Genomic DNA, 14,726 nt, shown 5'->3' on the forward strand with positions numbered 1-14,726 from the left:
AGATACAAAAAAGGGGAAGAGAAATCCTATGCTTTATGCATCACCGTTCCACTCTTTGTAAAACTGGTCAAGGTAATCCAGCATAAATTGATGACGTGCCTCGGCCAGTTTTTTTCCAGTAGCGGTGTTCATTTTATCTTTGAGCAACAACAGTTTTTCGTAAAAATGGTTGATGGTGGGCGCATTGGAGTTTTTGTATTCTTCTTTGCTCATGTTGAGGTTGGGCGGGACATCCGGATTGTGAAGTTCCCTATTTTTAAAACCTCCGTAGTTGAACGCTCTGGCAATACCAATGGCCCCAATGGCATCCAGTCGGTCGGCATCCTGTACAATTTGAAGCTCTTTAGAGGTAAATGATCCTCCGGTTTTGTCCAGGCTATTTTTAAAGGACATATGCTTGATGATGTTCACTACGTGGTCAATGGTCCGCTCATCAACGGAAAGGGATTCCAGAAAACTTTTGGCAGTTTTTGGCCCAATGCTTTCGTCTCCTCCATGGAATTTTGGGTCTGCAATATCGTGAAGCAAAGCAGCCAATTTTACGACCGTAGCATTTCCTTCTTCATGTTTCAATAGTAGATTGGAGGTATTGAAAACACGCTCAATATGGAACCAATCGTGCCCACCTTCGGCATCTTGGAGCTCTGCCTTTACAAAAGCGATGGTGTGTTGTATAAGTTGTGTTTCCTTCATTAGTTGGTATTGACCCCTCCCACGATGGTGCTTTCTATTTGGGCGATAAGTTCATCGGCTTTGCCTTCATTTTCAATGGGAGGATGTACCTCGAACGTAACCTGGGAACCCAATCCCATGGGAAACTTTCCGTAACGCAACAATTTCCAAGAGTTGTTGATGCTAATGGGCACGATCAAGGCCGAAGGAGCATTCTTCAACATTATTTTAAGCCCGGTCGTTTTGAATGGTTTGGGCACACCGTCCCTGCTTCGGGTACCCTCGGGGAAAATTACGGCACTTCGGTTGTTCTCATTAATGTACTTGGCCAATTTCTGAAGCTCGGAAATGGACTGTTTAGGGTCTTTTCTATCAATCAGGGCAGAACCACCATGTCTTAAGTTATAAGAAACACTGGGAATCCCTTTTCCCAGCTCTATTTTACTCACAAACTTGGGGTGGTGCTTTCGCATGTACCAAATAATGGGAGGAATGTCGTACATACTTTGGTGATTGGTAACAATGATCAGTGGCCTATCGGTGGGAATGTTTTGTTCGTTTATAAAACGGTATCCGGTACCCAGAACATTGGTGCATCGCATAATGAACCAATTTAATATGGAAACGCTTTTTTTGTGCGCATTGTACCCGAATACTTTTAGGCAAAACCATTGTATGGGATGGAATATGACCAGAACCAGACCAAAAAGCAAAAAGAATAGAACGGTAAGTGGGTAAGACAATAGTTTTAGCACGGATACATATTTAAATTAAGGTAAAAATAAAAAAACCACCCATTTGGGTGGCGTGTTCATATCTTAAATTACCTGATTTTAGCAATGCTCGTTGTATGCTTCCATCAAGTTTTCTGCAATCAGCTCGGCAGGTCTACCTTCAATGTGGTGCCTTTCGATCATGTGAACCAATTCTCCATCTTTGAAAAGGGCCATACTTGGTGAAGAAGGAGGAAAAGGGACCATGTGATTTCTTGCCGTAGCAACGGCTTCCATGTCCACACCGGCAAAAACGGTTACCAAGTTGTTTGGAGTTTTGCTGTTTTGCAAGCTCAATTTAGCGGCTGGCCGTGCATTCGCTGCGGCACAACCACAAACCGAATTCACCACTACCAAAGTAGTTCCATCCTTTTTTAGAGCTTCGTTTACGGCTTCACTTGTATGTAGTTCTTCAAACCCGGCACTGGCCAAGTCTTCGCGCATAGGTTTTACCAATTCTTCTGGATACATAGACTTCTTTTTGATTATGTTACAAAGATACGGTATTGTGAGGATTTTTTCATCACCGTTAACATTGCATAAAGCTTTGTTTGTTAATCAAACCCCTATCTTTGCGCTTTAAATTTTGAAACATGATCAAGTGGATAGCCGCCTTGCTCGGTTATTTTATGTTTAGATTTCCAGGTGCGGTATTAGGGTTTATCGTAGGGACCTTTCTGGATAATTTTGGAGGTTCCGGAAAAAGGACTGGCTCCATTTTTGAAAATGTGACCCGACAATCCGTTTCCCCGGCCGATTTTGAATTGAACTTACTCTCACTTTGCTCCATCATTATTAAGGCCGACGGGCAGGTGAACCAGCGGGAGCTCGATTATGTGCGACAATATTTTTTGAGCACCTATGGCAAAGAAAAAGCGAACGCCATTTTCAGGACCTTCAACGAGGTAATTAAAAAGAGGGAGATATCGGCGCAGCGCATCTGTACTTTTATGGTGCAGCGTACCCGATACGAAGTTCGCTTGCAAATGCTTCACTTTTTGTTCGGTATTGCCCAATCCGATGGACAGGTAAGTAAGGCCGAGATTGAAAAATTAAGAGAGATTGCTGGATATTTTCGGGTCAACCAACACGATTTTGAGAGCATCATGGCCATGTTCATCAAATCTACGGACAACGCGTACAAGATTTTGGAAATCGAGAAGACCGCTACCGATGATGAGGTGAAAAAGGCGTATCGAAATATGGCCAAAAAATACCATCCCGACCGCGTGGTAACCGAAAATGAGGCCATTCGCAAAGGGGCCGAAGAAAAGTTCAAAGAAGTACAAAAGGCCTACGAGACCATTCAAAAGGAAAGGGGCATTTCCTAAACGGTGGCCAAACTCTTTTTTCGCTTACTCTTCTTTTTAAGTTTGTTTATGTAAATGATAGTTCCTGTGATGGGTAAACTGGTCGCGATCAAGCAGGCCAAGAAGTATATCCATTTGCTAAACGTTCCAAAAATGGTTCCTGTATGGATGGGCTTGATTGCCGACGCAATTTTAACGTTTAGCGGTTTATCCGCATAGATTTCTTTGCTGACCACCTCCCCGGAAGTATGAATTTGCAGTCTGTCTTGCGCAATGGTTGACCAAGAATTGTCCGCCAGTTTTCTAAAACTGTACATGGGGTTCTCATCACTTGGCAGACCAATGGATAGGAATCCTTTGTAATCCAGTTCTCTGTTTGCAAGGGCGATGGCTTCTTCCAAGCTGATTGATTTTTCGTTGTCGAAACTTTCCAAATCAATTTCCGGACCTCCACCACGGTTCCCGAACACCCGAGTGCCCATAATGACACTTAAACCGTCCCTGTAACCTTCGAACGACCAGCAGAGGCCTGTAATGCCCATAATCAAAATCAAGATACAGGCATAAAAGCCCAAAGTGTTGTGCAAATCGTGATTGATACGCTTCCAGTTGGCATTGGTCCTTATCTTAAAGCCAGCTTTCACGGTTTTCCATTTTATCTTTTTAGGGAACCATAGCACAATTCCGGAAATGGCCAATATCATAAAAATAATGGTGGCAATGCCTACTATGGGCCTTCCCAACTTAATGTCCATCATTAACCATCTGTGCATACGGAACATACTGAACATAAACTTGTCTATTCCCGTATCTTCAGGGGCTAAAAGTTCCGCGGTGTAAGGGTTTATCTCGTATGTTGTTCCCCTTCGCTGCTTGGGGTCTTCTTTAATGGAAAATTCATACGGAGAGGTTTCATCGGTTGGAATGGTGATGGATGTGAGAATTCCTTTTTCTTGGATTGCAGGGTCATTTATCAAATTGGAAATTGATTTTTTGGTTCCTACGGCCTCAACCTTCATGTCCTTTTTGAACCAGCCCTCGATTTCTTCCTCAAAAGTTAGAATTGTTCCGCTTAGGCAGACCAAGAACAAAATGATACCGCTAACGAGCCCCAACCATAGGTGAACGTCGTTGATAAAGTCTCTGATTCCGTATTTCTTATTTTTTCCCATACCGATTATTAAGCGCTCATGTTATTTCAACTGGATTAAATGAATCAAATTCCGGTATACGACTGCACATCTGTTCAATCGTTTAATTGATTTAATGTTGAAATCCAATTTTCGCAAATATAATGGCTGGTCCCTAAAACAGAATCATTATTTGGATTAATTTAAAATAAATTCCAAGGTGTTTACCGGCTTTTGGATGAGGAAATGTTTTTTATTGGTAAATTTGAAAACAAAACTTCATGCAAGAATTTCTGTTCTACATAAAATTGGGACTTACCCATGTTTTGGATTTTGGAGCCTACGATCATATCTTATTCTTGTCGGCCCTTGCAGTTCCGTTCACTTTTAAAAGTTGGAAAAAGGTACTGGTCTTGGCCACTATTTTCACCATTGCCCATTGTACATCGTTGGCATTGTCCGTGTATGAGGTGGCTACGGCAGATGTTGGTCTTATTGAGTTTTTGATACCGGTCACCATTTTGCTTACGGCCTTGTTCAATTTTGCGTATGTGTTCAAAGAATCCCTAGATATTGGTCTTTTTCTGCATATTTTGTCCACAGCTTTTTTTGGTTTGATACACGGTTTTGGATTTTCCAACTATTTTAAGATGTTGATGGCCGAAGAAGAGGACAAGATTACCCCTCTATTAGGTTTTGCGACCGGTATAGAATTATCGCAAGTGACCATCATATTGGTTGTGTTGGCTATTGCCTATGTAGTTTTAGGTCTTTTGAAGGTAAAACGGTCTATTTATATTACGGTCGCTTCAATTTTGATCATAGCCATTACAATACCCTTGCTCATAGCAACGTTCCCCATATAGGCCCTTAGTTAAAATTTATTGAAGAAGGTTGTGAGGGTCTATCAAAGCAGGTATATTTATTTAATTATCAGCGTTTTTTTGATTTATGAAGGCGAGCAAACAAGAAAAGTACGATAAAGCCTATTTGAGGATGGCCCAAGAATGGGGGAAATTATCGTATTGTAAAAGAAGGCAGGTCGGAGCTATTATAGTTAAGGACAGGATGATCATTTCCGATGGGTACAATGGTACCCCAACAGGATTTGAAAATTATTGTGAAGATGAGGAAGGGTACACCAAATGGTATGTCCTTCACGCTGAAGCCAATGCAATTCTTAAAGTCGCCTCTTCAACGCAGTCTTGCGAGGGTGCCACATTATATATCACATTGTCCCCATGCAGGGAGTGCAGCAAGCTAGTGCACCAAGCTGGCATAAAACGTGTGGTATACCAGAGTGCATATAAAGATGACTCTGGAATAAAATTTCTGGAAAGGGCAGGTGTGGAGATTGTTCATTTGCCAGTTCTGGAAGAAATGGTTTAAGACCATATTGCTATATGAAAAAGATTAAAGGATATATTTGGCCCACCCTACTTGCTTTGGCAGTAGCCATAGGTATTTTTATAGGGGGCAAACTCCATTTTAACGATTCCCCGGAGAAGCTCTTCTCCACCAATTCAAAAAAGGACAAGCTCAACCGGCTTATCGATTATATTGACTACGAGTATGTGGATGATGTAGATACCGATAGCATCGTGGATGTAACGGTCAATAATATTTTGGGCAAGTTGGACCCTCATTCTGTATATATTCCAAAGGATGAAATGAAGGATGTCGCCGAAAGCATGAAGGGCGATTTTGCGGGAATAGGAGTTAGCTTTTATATGTACCGGGACACTATTACCGTGATAAGAACCATCAAGAACGGCCCCAGTTACATCAGCGGTATAAAACCTGGCGATCGTATTCTTATGGCCGACACCGATACACTGTACGGTAAAAGAATAGTTAACGATGATGTGGTCTCTACCCTAAAGGGCAAAATAGGTACCAAGGTCAATCTGAAAGTTTATAGAAAAACGGAAAACAAGATGATCAATATGTCCGTGGTCCGTGATCGGGTTCCCATCAGAAGTGTGGAGGCCTATTATATGCTGACCAAGGATATGGGCTATATTAAAATAAACCGTTTTGCCGAATCCACGTTTGATGAGTTCAAAGATGCTTTGCGCAAATTGAAACTAAGAGGCGCTGAAAAACTGACCTTGGACCTTAGGGACAACCCTGGAGGCTATTTGGGCATAGCCGAAAAATTGGCAGACGAGTTTTTGGGGGATGATAAGCTTATTTTATTTACAAAAAACAAAAAGGGAAGAGTCAAAAAAGCTTACGCTACTAAAAAAGGTGATTTTGAAAATAGAGAGGTATATGTTCTTATCAACGAACGCTCGGCATCTGCCAGTGAGATTATTGCAGGAGCTTTACAGGACAACGATATAGGCACCATTGTGGGACGCCGTTCGTTCGGAAAAGGATTGGTACAGCGAGAAATGGATTTGGGCGACGGGTCTGCCGTTCGTTTGACCGTTTCACGCTATTATACCCCAACGGGGCGATCCATCCAAAAATCCTATAAAGACGGGAACCATGACTATTACCAAAGGTTTATGGAGCGCTATGCAAGTGGCGAACTTCAGTCGGCGGACAGTATCAAGGTGGCGGACTCATTAAAGTTTGTTACACCCAAAGGCAAAGTAGTTTATGGAGGTGGAGGAATCATCCCCGATGTTTTTGTTCCGATCGGGAACAATCAGGAGGAGGCCATCGAGAGTATGGACGATACCTATCAGTTTTTCGCACGTTTTGTGTTCGAGCATTTAGAAGAGGACAGAACCATGTACGATAGTTATGAACAGAACCAATTTTTGGACGAATTCCAAGTGGACGATATCCTTTTTGATAACTTTATCCAATTTGTACTGGACCGTAAGATAAAACTGGATTTTTATGCCTACGAGGACAAGATCAAGGCGTTCATAAAGGCGAATATTGCGGAACAACTGTATTCGCCAAACCTATCGGCCCAAATAAAAGGAGAGTACGACCCAATGCTCAAAAAAGTAAAGGCTTTGGACAAGGCCAAGATTGATGAATCCCAACTAGGGGCAATAGACATCAAGCCTTAACTTACTTCTTCAGTTTTTTGTCAATCTTTTTGGAAGTCATAAAAATCAACATCAATACAATGGCACATAAAGAAGCTACGATTCCTATTAGGGCAATCGTACTGTCACCTTGTATTGGATTTTCAAAATCTACCAAAGTCACGTTGTAGGCGATAAGACCCAACGCCAGTAGTATCAAAATTAAAGCAAATGTCCTGTTCATGTCAATGTTTTAAGCACCGTGCGATAGTAGCCCGTTTACATTGGTCACAAAAAGCTTTACGGCAATAGCCATAAGAATCACTCCAAATACTTTGCGGATAATGTTAAGTCCGTTTTTGCCTAAAATACGTTCAATCCGGGCACTGGATTTAAGCACGATGTACACAAAGATAACGTTTATAATAATGGCCACTATAATGTTCTCCACATGGTATTCCGCTCGCAAGGACAAAATAGAAGTAAGCGTCCCCGCACCCGCGATCAACGGGAAGGCAATGGGCACAATGGAAGCAGTTTCCGGTTCATCGTCTTTATAGAGCGAGATTCCCAAAATCATTTCAATGGCAAGGAAAAAGATGATAAAGGCCCCAGCGACAGCAAAGGAGTTTACATCGATTCCTATCAAAGAAAGAATGCTTTCTCCAACGAAAAGAAAAGCAATCATGATCGAAATGGCCACGATGGAAGCCTTTTCCGATTGTACATGACCCACCTTGCTTCTGAGCGATAAAATAATAGGGATACTTCCTAAAATATCGATTACGGCAAACAATACCATTCCAGCGGTCGCTATTTCCTTAAAATTAAAATTCATGGCGTCTTTTTTTTGGACGGCAAATTTACGGGTAAAAAACACTTTTGGATCATATAAAGTGTTTATAAATCATCAATTTTTTGGTTTTGATTTACCTTTGCCCAAAAAGTAAGGACATATTATGTTCCAGATAGGAAAAACCATAGTATCCGAAGAGATACTGGAAAATGATTTTGTTTGCAATCTGAATGCTTGCAAAGGAGCTTGTTGTGTGGGTGGCGAGTATGGTGCACCGTTGGAGGATTCCGAGACGGACAAGTTACTCAATATTTATGATGAGGTAAAGCCCTTTTTGCGCCCGGAAGGTATTGCTGCCATTGAAGAACATGGGGTTTTTGTAAAAGGAGAGGATGGTGAATGGGAAACCCCTTTGGTGAACAATAATGAATGCGCTTATGTGGTTTTTTCTGATGATGGCATAGCCAAATGTGGACTGGAAGCTGCTTATGAGGCCGGTGCCACCAAATGGAAAAAACCTATTTCGTGCTATCTGTATCCGGTTCGTACAAGGGAATATTCGGAGTTTACCGCAGTCAATTACCATAAATGGGAAATCTGTGACCCGGCTTGCTCCTTGGGTAAGGAATTGAAAGTCCCTATCTACAAGTTTGTAAAAGATGCTTTGATCAAAAAGTTCGGAAAGGCCTGGTACAGGGAATTGGAGGAAGTAGCTGCAGAAAAGACTAGATAGTGGGGATGTCCAGCACAACTTTGGTTCCAATGGGATCACCGTTCTCATCGAACAGGTCCAAGATATCCACATCAAATTTGTTTTGATAGTCTTTGGCAAAATTGGCCAATCGTTCCTTGGTAATGCGAATACCCAAGGATTTCCTTTTTAGCACACGGTTTTCTTTGTTTACCTCGGCCATGGTTCGCCCAACACCATTGTCCACAATTTCAATTGTAACGTGTCCTCGGTCCTTGTGTTTCACGTTAATTTGAATTTTCTTTTCTCCTTCTTTGGGAGATAGGCCATGCCAAAGGGAGTTTTCCAAAAAAGGCTGAAGTGTCAAAGATGGAATTTTGATATTATCTATATTGATGTTCTTTTCTACTTCTATTTTAAAATCTATTTCGTTGGAGAACCGGATATTTTCGATATTCATGTATAGCTCCATGGTTCCCAGTTCTTCGGATAGCGGGATTTCCTTTTGGGAAGATGCTTCTAGAATTTTTCGGACAAGTTTGGAGAACTTGTTCAGATAATGAACGGCATTTTTTTGCTCGTTGTTTATAATATACAGCTTAATCGAGTTCAAGGAGTTGAACAAGAAATGGGGGTTCATTTGGCTGCGCAGCATTTGTTGCTCCAAAGTGAGTACCCTCTTCTCGTTCTTACTCTGGTATTGTCGGTAAAGAATGTAGAGTATGGATGAAATAAGCCCAACGATCAATGCACTTACCAGAAGAGTTGTCTGATTTTTTTTAAGCCTTAGCCGAACGATTTCATTTTCTTTCGCCAAAACTGCGATTTGGCTGTTCTTCTTGTCGTTTTCGTACCTAACGATAATATCGTTCATGTACCGTAGGTTGGTTGCACTGGAAATCTCCTTTTCGTGTTCACTGGCCTTTTTGTAAAACTCATAGGCTTTTTTAAAATCACCTTTGGCGTTTTCTAGATCGGACATCTTTTCGTACGCATACAAAATATTGCTGGGCATATTTCGGTTTTGCGCCATTGTAAGTCCTTTTTGGATAAAGGTTTCTGCTTCCTCATAGTTGCCCAATTTGGTATGTGCCCATCCCGTATTGATATACACCAGGCCTGTTACGGAGAAATCGCCTATTTTTTCGGATTCTGAATGTAGGGGCTCTAAAAGTACCAACGCCAAATAGGGCATGTTCTGTTTTAAATAGATTTGGGCCAGACTGTTCTTGCATATAACACGGCCTACTTCCGAATCGATTTCCTCGTTATAGGCCAAGGATTTCCTGTAATTTTCCAGAGCCTCTTCCAAATCGCCCTTTTCCTCTAGGCAATGCCCAATATTTTGATGGTTTATGGCCAACCCCAGTTTGTTGCCCAGTTCCTCTTCCAGTTTCAATGCCCTTCTAAATTGTAATATGGCCAAATCGTACTGCTCCAAAGTTTGGTAAAGGTTTCCAATACCATTCAGGGCAACATTTATACTTCTTTTAATATGGTTGGATGGGTTCTCTATTTGTTCTGCCAGTTCAAGCGCCTTTTGGTGATAATCCAATGCGGTCTTTATCCCATCGGTACGTCTATAGACCACACCTAGCATATTTAAACTGAGTACTTTAAAATCAATGTTGTTCGCTTTTTCAGAGGCGGCCAAGGCTTGTTCGTGCAATGCTACGGCCTGTTCATATTGGGAAAAGTTCCGATACTTCATGCCCAATTGGTTCAAGGCATAAGATTGTCCTTCTAGATAGTCGTTTTTTTTGCTAAAGTCGGCAAAGTATCTTAATAAGGAGGTGTCCCGTTTTTCGGAAGATAGCTCTTCATCCAGTGCCTCGTAGGTCTTGGGTTTAAGTTTTACCAGTATTTCCGTTTTGTCAATAAACTCGTCGGAGAGATTTTGAGCGTGTAAAGTATATAAAAAGGAGAACAGCAAAAAGGTGACCAGAGACCCGGTTCGCGCTCGATGCAGGTTTTTGATAAGGAGGAACTTTACTATAGGCACGGGAACATTTTGAGATTATAGCATATCCAAAAAGTCGGATTTTTTTTGCCGGGAAACAGGGATTTTATGATTGGATTCCAGAACCACATAGCCGTCGGTTTTGAGGAATTCTTTTATTTTGTTGAGATTGATTATATATGAGTTGTGTATTCTAAAAAAGCTGCTTTCTGGCAACAAAGCATTGACTTCCTTCAATTTTTTCGTGAGAAGGATTTTTTGTCCATCCTTTAAAAAAATAGTACTGTAATTACCATCCGATTCTGCATACAGGATTTCATCGCTGTTCAAAAAGACCAATTTACCGTCCGTATTGATGGTTATTTTTTTGCTTTGCGATTCCGAATTAAAGTTAAGAAGAATTCTTTCCAAGCGTTCAACGGTCAAATTTTTAGCGTTGAACTTTTTTATTTTGGCTATGGTTTCCTCCAGATCATCCGAGTCTATGGGTTTTAGGAGATAGTCGATGGCCTCATTTTTTAGGGCCTGCAGGGCATATTGGTTATAGGCTGTAGTAATGACTACCGGAAAATCCTTGTTTTTCAAGTTTTTTATAAACTGGAACCCGTCCATTGCGGGCATTTCAATATCCAAAAATAGACAATCGGGAGTGTTCTTTTCCAAATAGTCCAAAGCTTCCCTGGCATCTGTAAAAGATGCAATAATATCCACTTCATCGCTCAAGTTGGTAAGTTCCCAGCTTAGGCTTTGGAGGGCTTTTATCTCGTCATCAACTATTACTGCTTCTAGCATAATCTAATATAGGTTATACCAAATTTAGAATTATTCTCTACATGGCAATAAAATAATGTGTTAATGGATATTTAGCACGTATAACTGGTATAAAAAGGGGAATCAGGTGAAAAATCACTGGTTTTTTCTGTTTGGGACTATAGTTTACAGAAAAGCTAAAGCTAGTTTCCCATACCCAAAAACCAATTATACATAAAACAGAACAGTTTATACATACGCATTATATGTGTGAAATTTAGTTGTCTATATTCGGCATGTCAAAAATGAGAGGACAATTTTGAAATAGCCAGAAAATGAAAAAATGTGCAATATTGTTTTTGATTTTGATAGCGGCCCTGTTTTTCGCCGCAGTATCAGAAAAGAACAACGCCCAATTGGGCAGCGATTGGAATAAGGTTGTTGCAAGGAAATAATCTTGTAACACGATAGCTCTTAAAAATTTTGTATTACCAAATAATTGTACGGCCACGGCAACCAATCTTTTGATTGTATAAACCGCTTGCACAATTAACTTCTGTTTGGCCATAATCTGGATTTGATTTTAGGTTTCGGGGGAACTACCTAGGACAAAAAAAGATTTAGTAAGGCTCGATTGAAGAGGCCGTACTCTTTGGTAATATTTGACTATTTAGCCGGTTCATCATAAAAGCAAGACCAAGTAAACATACTGATATGTTACTTGGTCTTTTTGTTTTTACAGATTTTGTAAAGTATTGCTTACAAATTAAGCCAGTGCCTAGATTTCAACATTTTATGTTAAAAACTTTACGGGTGTTTTTAGCGTTGAATCTTTAAAAACTCAAGGTATTTTTAAATCTTTGTCGGCGTTGACCCAAGAACTAGATTAGGTAGATTCCACACGCTGAAAAGCGTAGGATACTAAAACCGTTTTAGGAAATCTTCAACAAATTACTGTGCCGATACAACAGATATTCCTGTATTGTGTATACAGTTATTTTGTGCCTAGAATGGCACAGGTGATAGTGTTTATTGATTTAATACCTCGGAAATGTTCACCCCACAACAGAACATCCGGGGTATTTTTTTAGAAACCGACATAAAAAAACCTCCAATAATTTGGAGGTTTTTTAATTTTATGGATGTTATCTAAGCCTTAGATTGACCAAGCTTTTCCACCTGTTAAGGTTTCAAGGTCGCCACATCCGATATATTCACCTGGAATTGGCAAATAAGCTAATACCTCTTCACCTACATATTCTGATGATTTATAGGCCCAAGTGGCCAAATCCCTCAGATCGTTTGCAAAAGAGAATCGGGCAATATCTTCGTCCAGACTAGCCTCACCTCCTTGCATAATGGCCTGCATATAGTTCATTATGGCCTCAGAATGTACCTTTTCCTCTTCGTCCGAACGCTTTCTAAGATAGGCTTGCAATGCAGGCTCTATATCGGCAGCTTCAATATCCATTAAAGATTCTTTCCCGGAATCGGCCAAGACCTTGTCATAGAACTTGTTCATTTTCATGACGACAAACTCCCTTTGGTCCAATGGCATAACTTCATCCAAATAGGCATCTATAAACGTATGCACGTTCACCTCGGTTGCAGATGGTGTATCCGTTTTTGGAAGTATGACATCCAACGTTTGAGCCATGGCATATCCTTGTTCTTTGCTTAGGAAACTAGGTGTCCACTCCGCATATGCAGGTTTGTCTTTACAGCTCTGCAATAGCGATAACAATGTCGGCGTGGCCACGGCATAACCGAAGGCCAATCCCATATTTTTAAGTGCTGATCTTCTTTCCATTATATATTTCCTTTTTTAAGTTCTTGGGCAGCATGGTTGGCAGCCCTTGCTGTAAATGCCATATATGTCAACGATGGGTTTACACAACTTGCAGATGCCATAAAGGCGCCATCGGTAACATATACGTTTTCACATCCGTGTACTTGGTTGTTGCCATTTACAACGGAAGTCTTTGGATCACGTCCCATTCTTGCGGTACCCATTTCATGAATACCTAGACCCAATGCATAGGGCGCATCGTAAGGGGTAATGTCTTTCGCGCCTGCTTTTTCGAGCATTTGAACGGCTTGATCTTGCATGTCTTTTCTCATGTTCAGCTCATTCTCACGAATTTCCGCATCAAAAGTAACGGTAGGAAGCCCCCATTTGTCTTTCTTGTCGTAATCCAAGGTCATTTTGTTATCATGGTAAGGCAAGGTTTCACCGAACGCGAGCATGTTCATTGTCCACCCTCCCGGGGTAAGAACGGCATCCTTGTAATCTTTACCGAACGAAGCTTCCGCGATCAATTCTTCATAATTGCCTCTACCTGCGCCCCCTTGGTAGCCATAACCACGTTTAAAGTTTTTCATATCGGAATCACCGCCAAGGTTTCTAAATCTTGGGATGTAGATTCCGTTTGGTTTTCTACCCTTGTAGTATTTGTCTTCATACCCATCAAACTTACCGGATGCGCCTACCAAGAAATGGTGGTCCATAACATTATGGCCCAATTCTCCGGAGTCGTTTCCTAAACCATTAGGGAACCTATCCGATTTGGATTGCATCAAAATGGAAGTAGAAGCAATGGCAGAAGCACATAGGAAAATAACTTTTGCCTTGAACTCAAACTCTTCTTTGGTTTCTCTATCGATGACCTTAACGCCTGTAGCCTTCTTGGTGTTGGGGTCATAGATTACCTCGTGTACAATGGAATCCGGTCTAAGCGTCATGTTTCCTGTAGCTTCGGCAGCTGGCAATGTAGAGGAAACGCTGCTGAAATATGCTCCGAAAGGACATCCTCTAATACAACGGTTCCTAAATTGACAACGAACCCGACCGTCACCATCAAACTGTTTGTCACTGTTTATGTGGGCCACCCTACCTGCGGTGATGACACGGCCACCAAAATGTTCGGCGACCTTGCCTCTTACGTGGTCCTCTACACAATTGAGTTCCATCATGGGCTCAAACTGTCCATCGGGAAGTTGAGGCAGACCTAAATTTTCACCGGATACCCCGATATAACTTTCAACTTTATCGTACCAAGGAGCTATATCCTTATAACGTACTGGCCAATCAACGGCGATTCCTTCGTTTTTGTTTGCAGTAAAATCAATGTCGCTCCACCTGTAGCTGTGTCGTCCCCACATAATAGAACGTCCACCTACGTGGTAACCTCTCATCCAATCGAAACGTTTGGTCTCGTTGTAAGGATGGTCCAAGTCGTTTACAAACCAATGCTTTGAAGCTGCACCGGTGGTATAACCAGTTCTGGATTGTTTCTCTTGTTGCTTAACGTCTTCTCGGGTTGCTCTGCCCGCATGCTTAAAATCCCAATCGTCCATATTGGCCGTAGGGTAATCTTCACGGTGTTTTACCATGGGGCCACGCTCCAAGACCAAAGTCTTGAGACCGTTTTCGCACAATTCTTTTGCAGCCCAACCACCGCTGATACCCGTACCTACCACTATGGCATCGTAGGATTCCTGCTCCTGATTGTAATAAAATTTACTCATTTATTCGGATTGTTTATTTGCTAAATGTATTAATTATTAAATTAATTTTCTACATTTAATCCCTATGTTTATTGAGAATTCAGCACTATAACGTTGTAGTTTTTGGATTCCGCACGAAATTAACTA

General features: G+C 41.3%; 16 protein-coding genes. 5 read left to right on the top strand and 11 right to left on the bottom strand.

Features of this window, described 5'->3' with window-relative positions:
- Positions 1 to 33 precede the first annotated feature (33 nt).
- The 3 genes from K1F36_RS04630 to K1F36_RS04640 form a co-directional block, all read right to left on the bottom strand.
- Positions 34 to 693: an HD domain-containing protein gene (locus K1F36_RS04630; protein ID WP_220112740.1), complete on the bottom strand. Its 660-nt coding sequence runs from the start codon at positions 691 to 693 to the stop codon at positions 34 to 36.
- A complete protein-coding gene (locus K1F36_RS04635) occupies positions 693 to 1,427 on the bottom strand; it encodes a lysophospholipid acyltransferase family protein (RefSeq protein WP_220112741.1) in 735 nt (244 codons plus the stop codon). Before K1F36_RS04635 ends, K1F36_RS04630 begins: the two co-directional genes overlap by 1 nt.
- Before the next feature lie 78 nt (positions 1,428 to 1,505).
- Positions 1,506 to 1,916 (bottom strand): BrxA/BrxB family bacilliredoxin, encoded by a 411-nt coding sequence (locus K1F36_RS04640; protein WP_014032829.1) that lies wholly within the window; start codon positions 1,914 to 1,916, stop codon positions 1,506 to 1,508.
- 122 nt (positions 1,917 to 2,038) lie between these two features.
- Between K1F36_RS04640 and K1F36_RS04645 the strand changes: the two genes are divergently transcribed.
- Entirely contained in the window at positions 2,039 to 2,776 is a 738-nt protein-coding gene (locus K1F36_RS04645) for a TerB family tellurite resistance protein (RefSeq protein WP_220112742.1), read from the top strand.
- Here K1F36_RS04645 and K1F36_RS04650 read toward each other — a convergent pair.
- Positions 2,773 to 3,927 carry a PepSY-associated TM helix domain-containing protein gene (locus tag K1F36_RS04650; RefSeq protein ID WP_220112743.1) on the bottom strand — a complete coding sequence of 385 codons (1,155 nt, stop codon included), beginning with the start codon at positions 3,925 to 3,927 and terminating at the stop codon, positions 2,773 to 2,775. The two genes, K1F36_RS04645 and K1F36_RS04650, sit on opposite strands and share 4 nt — an antisense overlap.
- A 239-nt stretch (positions 3,928 to 4,166) precedes the next feature.
- On the opposite strand from K1F36_RS04650, the gene K1F36_RS04655 reads away from it, so the two are divergent.
- The 3 genes from K1F36_RS04655 to K1F36_RS04665 all read left to right on the top strand — a co-directional run bounded on the left by K1F36_RS04655 (position 4,167) and on the right by K1F36_RS04665 (position 6,917).
- The gene (locus tag K1F36_RS04655; RefSeq protein ID WP_220112744.1) at positions 4,167 to 4,751 is read left to right on the top strand and encodes a HupE/UreJ family protein; all 585 of its coding nucleotides are present in this window, start codon (positions 4,167 to 4,169) and stop codon (positions 4,749 to 4,751) included.
- Between the two features lie 85 nt (positions 4,752 to 4,836).
- Positions 4,837 to 5,274 carry a deoxycytidylate deaminase gene (locus tag K1F36_RS04660; RefSeq protein WP_207031406.1) on the top strand — a complete coding sequence of 146 codons (438 nt, stop codon included), beginning with the start codon at positions 4,837 to 4,839 and terminating at the stop codon, positions 5,272 to 5,274.
- Between the two features lie 14 nt (positions 5,275 to 5,288).
- On the top strand, positions 5,289 to 6,917 hold the full coding sequence (locus tag K1F36_RS04665) for a S41 family peptidase (RefSeq protein ID WP_220112745.1): 1,629 nt from the start codon (positions 5,289 to 5,291) through the stop codon (positions 6,915 to 6,917).
- A 1-nt stretch (position 6,918) separates the two neighbouring features.
- On the opposite strand, the gene K1F36_RS04670 is transcribed toward K1F36_RS04665, so the two are convergent.
- Both K1F36_RS04670 and K1F36_RS04675 read right to left on the bottom strand, forming a co-directional pair.
- A complete protein-coding gene (locus tag K1F36_RS04670; RefSeq protein ID WP_207031408.1) occupies positions 6,919 to 7,119 on the bottom strand; it encodes a hypothetical protein in 201 nt (66 codons plus the stop codon).
- Positions 7,120 to 7,128: 9 nt separating this feature from the next.
- Positions 7,129 to 7,713 (bottom strand): MarC family protein, encoded by a 585-nt coding sequence (locus tag K1F36_RS04675; protein WP_220112746.1) that lies wholly within the window; start codon positions 7,711 to 7,713, stop codon positions 7,129 to 7,131.
- A gap of 121 nt (positions 7,714 to 7,834) precedes the next feature.
- Between K1F36_RS04675 and K1F36_RS04680 the strand changes: the two genes are divergently transcribed.
- Positions 7,835 to 8,404, top strand: a complete 570-nt coding sequence (locus K1F36_RS04680; protein ID WP_220112747.1) for a DUF3109 family protein — start codon at positions 7,835 to 7,837, stop codon at positions 8,402 to 8,404.
- Here K1F36_RS04680 and K1F36_RS04685 read toward each other — a convergent pair.
- From K1F36_RS04685 to K1F36_RS04705, 5 genes are all read right to left on the bottom strand, one after another.
- Positions 8,397 to 10,364 (bottom strand): tetratricopeptide repeat-containing sensor histidine kinase, encoded by a 1,968-nt coding sequence (locus K1F36_RS04685; protein ID WP_220112748.1) that lies wholly within the window; start codon positions 10,362 to 10,364, stop codon positions 8,397 to 8,399. The two genes, K1F36_RS04680 and K1F36_RS04685, sit on opposite strands and share 8 nt — an antisense overlap.
- Positions 10,365 to 10,379: 15 nt before the next feature.
- A complete protein-coding gene (locus K1F36_RS04690; protein ID WP_108245468.1) occupies positions 10,380 to 11,114 on the bottom strand; it encodes a LytR/AlgR family response regulator transcription factor in 735 nt (244 codons plus the stop codon).
- Between the two features lie 235 nt (positions 11,115 to 11,349).
- Positions 11,350 to 11,640: a hypothetical protein gene (locus K1F36_RS04695; RefSeq protein ID WP_220112749.1), complete on the bottom strand. Its 291-nt coding sequence runs from the start codon at positions 11,638 to 11,640 to the stop codon at positions 11,350 to 11,352.
- A 588-nt stretch (positions 11,641 to 12,228) separates the two neighbouring features.
- On the bottom strand, positions 12,229 to 12,882 hold the full coding sequence (locus tag K1F36_RS04700; RefSeq protein WP_220112750.1) for a gluconate 2-dehydrogenase subunit 3 family protein: 654 nt from the start codon (positions 12,880 to 12,882) through the stop codon (positions 12,229 to 12,231).
- Complete coding sequence (locus tag K1F36_RS04705; protein WP_220112751.1) at positions 12,882 to 14,600, bottom strand: GMC oxidoreductase; 1,719 nt, start codon at positions 14,598 to 14,600, stop codon at positions 12,882 to 12,884. The genes K1F36_RS04700 and K1F36_RS04705 overlap by 1 nt, the downstream gene beginning before the upstream one ends.
- Positions 14,601 to 14,726 lie beyond the last annotated feature (126 nt).

Origin of the sequence: Flagellimonas abyssi, assembly GCF_019457905.1 — a bacterium.
Lineage (GTDB): Bacteria > Bacteroidota > Bacteroidia > Flavobacteriales > Flavobacteriaceae > Flagellimonas > Flagellimonas abyssi.

Excerpts from the sequence above, each read along its gene's own strand:
- K1F36_RS04630 (WP_220112740.1), bottom strand. The coding sequence starts at position 693 with ATGAAGGAAACACAACTTATACAACACACCATCGCTTTTGTAAAGGCA.
- K1F36_RS04640 (WP_014032829.1), bottom strand. The coding sequence starts at position 1,916 with ATGTATCCAGAAGAATTGGTAAAACCTATGCGCGAAGACTTGGCCAGT.
- K1F36_RS04645 (WP_220112742.1), top strand. The coding sequence starts at position 2,039 with ATGATCAAGTGGATAGCCGCCTTGCTCGGTTATTTTATGTTTAGATTT.
- K1F36_RS04650 (WP_220112743.1), bottom strand. The coding sequence starts at position 3,927 with ATGGGAAAAAATAAGAAATACGGAATCAGAGACTTTATCAACGACGTT.
- K1F36_RS04655 (WP_220112744.1), top strand. The coding sequence starts at position 4,167 with ATGCAAGAATTTCTGTTCTACATAAAATTGGGACTTACCCATGTTTTG.
- K1F36_RS04660 (WP_207031406.1), top strand. The coding sequence starts at position 4,837 with ATGAAGGCGAGCAAACAAGAAAAGTACGATAAAGCCTATTTGAGGATG.
- K1F36_RS04665 (WP_220112745.1), top strand. The coding sequence starts at position 5,289 with ATGAAAAAGATTAAAGGATATATTTGGCCCACCCTACTTGCTTTGGCA.
- K1F36_RS04670 (WP_207031408.1), bottom strand. The coding sequence starts at position 7,119 with ATGAACAGGACATTTGCTTTAATTTTGATACTACTGGCGTTGGGTCTT.
- K1F36_RS04675 (WP_220112746.1), bottom strand. The coding sequence starts at position 7,713 with ATGAATTTTAATTTTAAGGAAATAGCGACCGCTGGAATGGTATTGTTT.
- K1F36_RS04680 (WP_220112747.1), top strand. The coding sequence starts at position 7,835 with ATGTTCCAGATAGGAAAAACCATAGTATCCGAAGAGATACTGGAAAAT.
- K1F36_RS04690 (WP_108245468.1), bottom strand. The coding sequence starts at position 11,114 with ATGCTAGAAGCAGTAATAGTTGATGACGAGATAAAAGCCCTCCAAAGC.
- K1F36_RS04695 (WP_220112749.1), bottom strand. The coding sequence starts at position 11,640 with ATGGCCAAACAGAAGTTAATTGTGCAAGCGGTTTATACAATCAAAAGA.
- K1F36_RS04700 (WP_220112750.1), bottom strand. The coding sequence starts at position 12,882 with ATGGAAAGAAGATCAGCACTTAAAAATATGGGATTGGCCTTCGGTTAT.
- K1F36_RS04705 (WP_220112751.1), bottom strand. The coding sequence starts at position 14,600 with ATGAGTAAATTTTATTACAATCAGGAGCAGGAATCCTACGATGCCATA.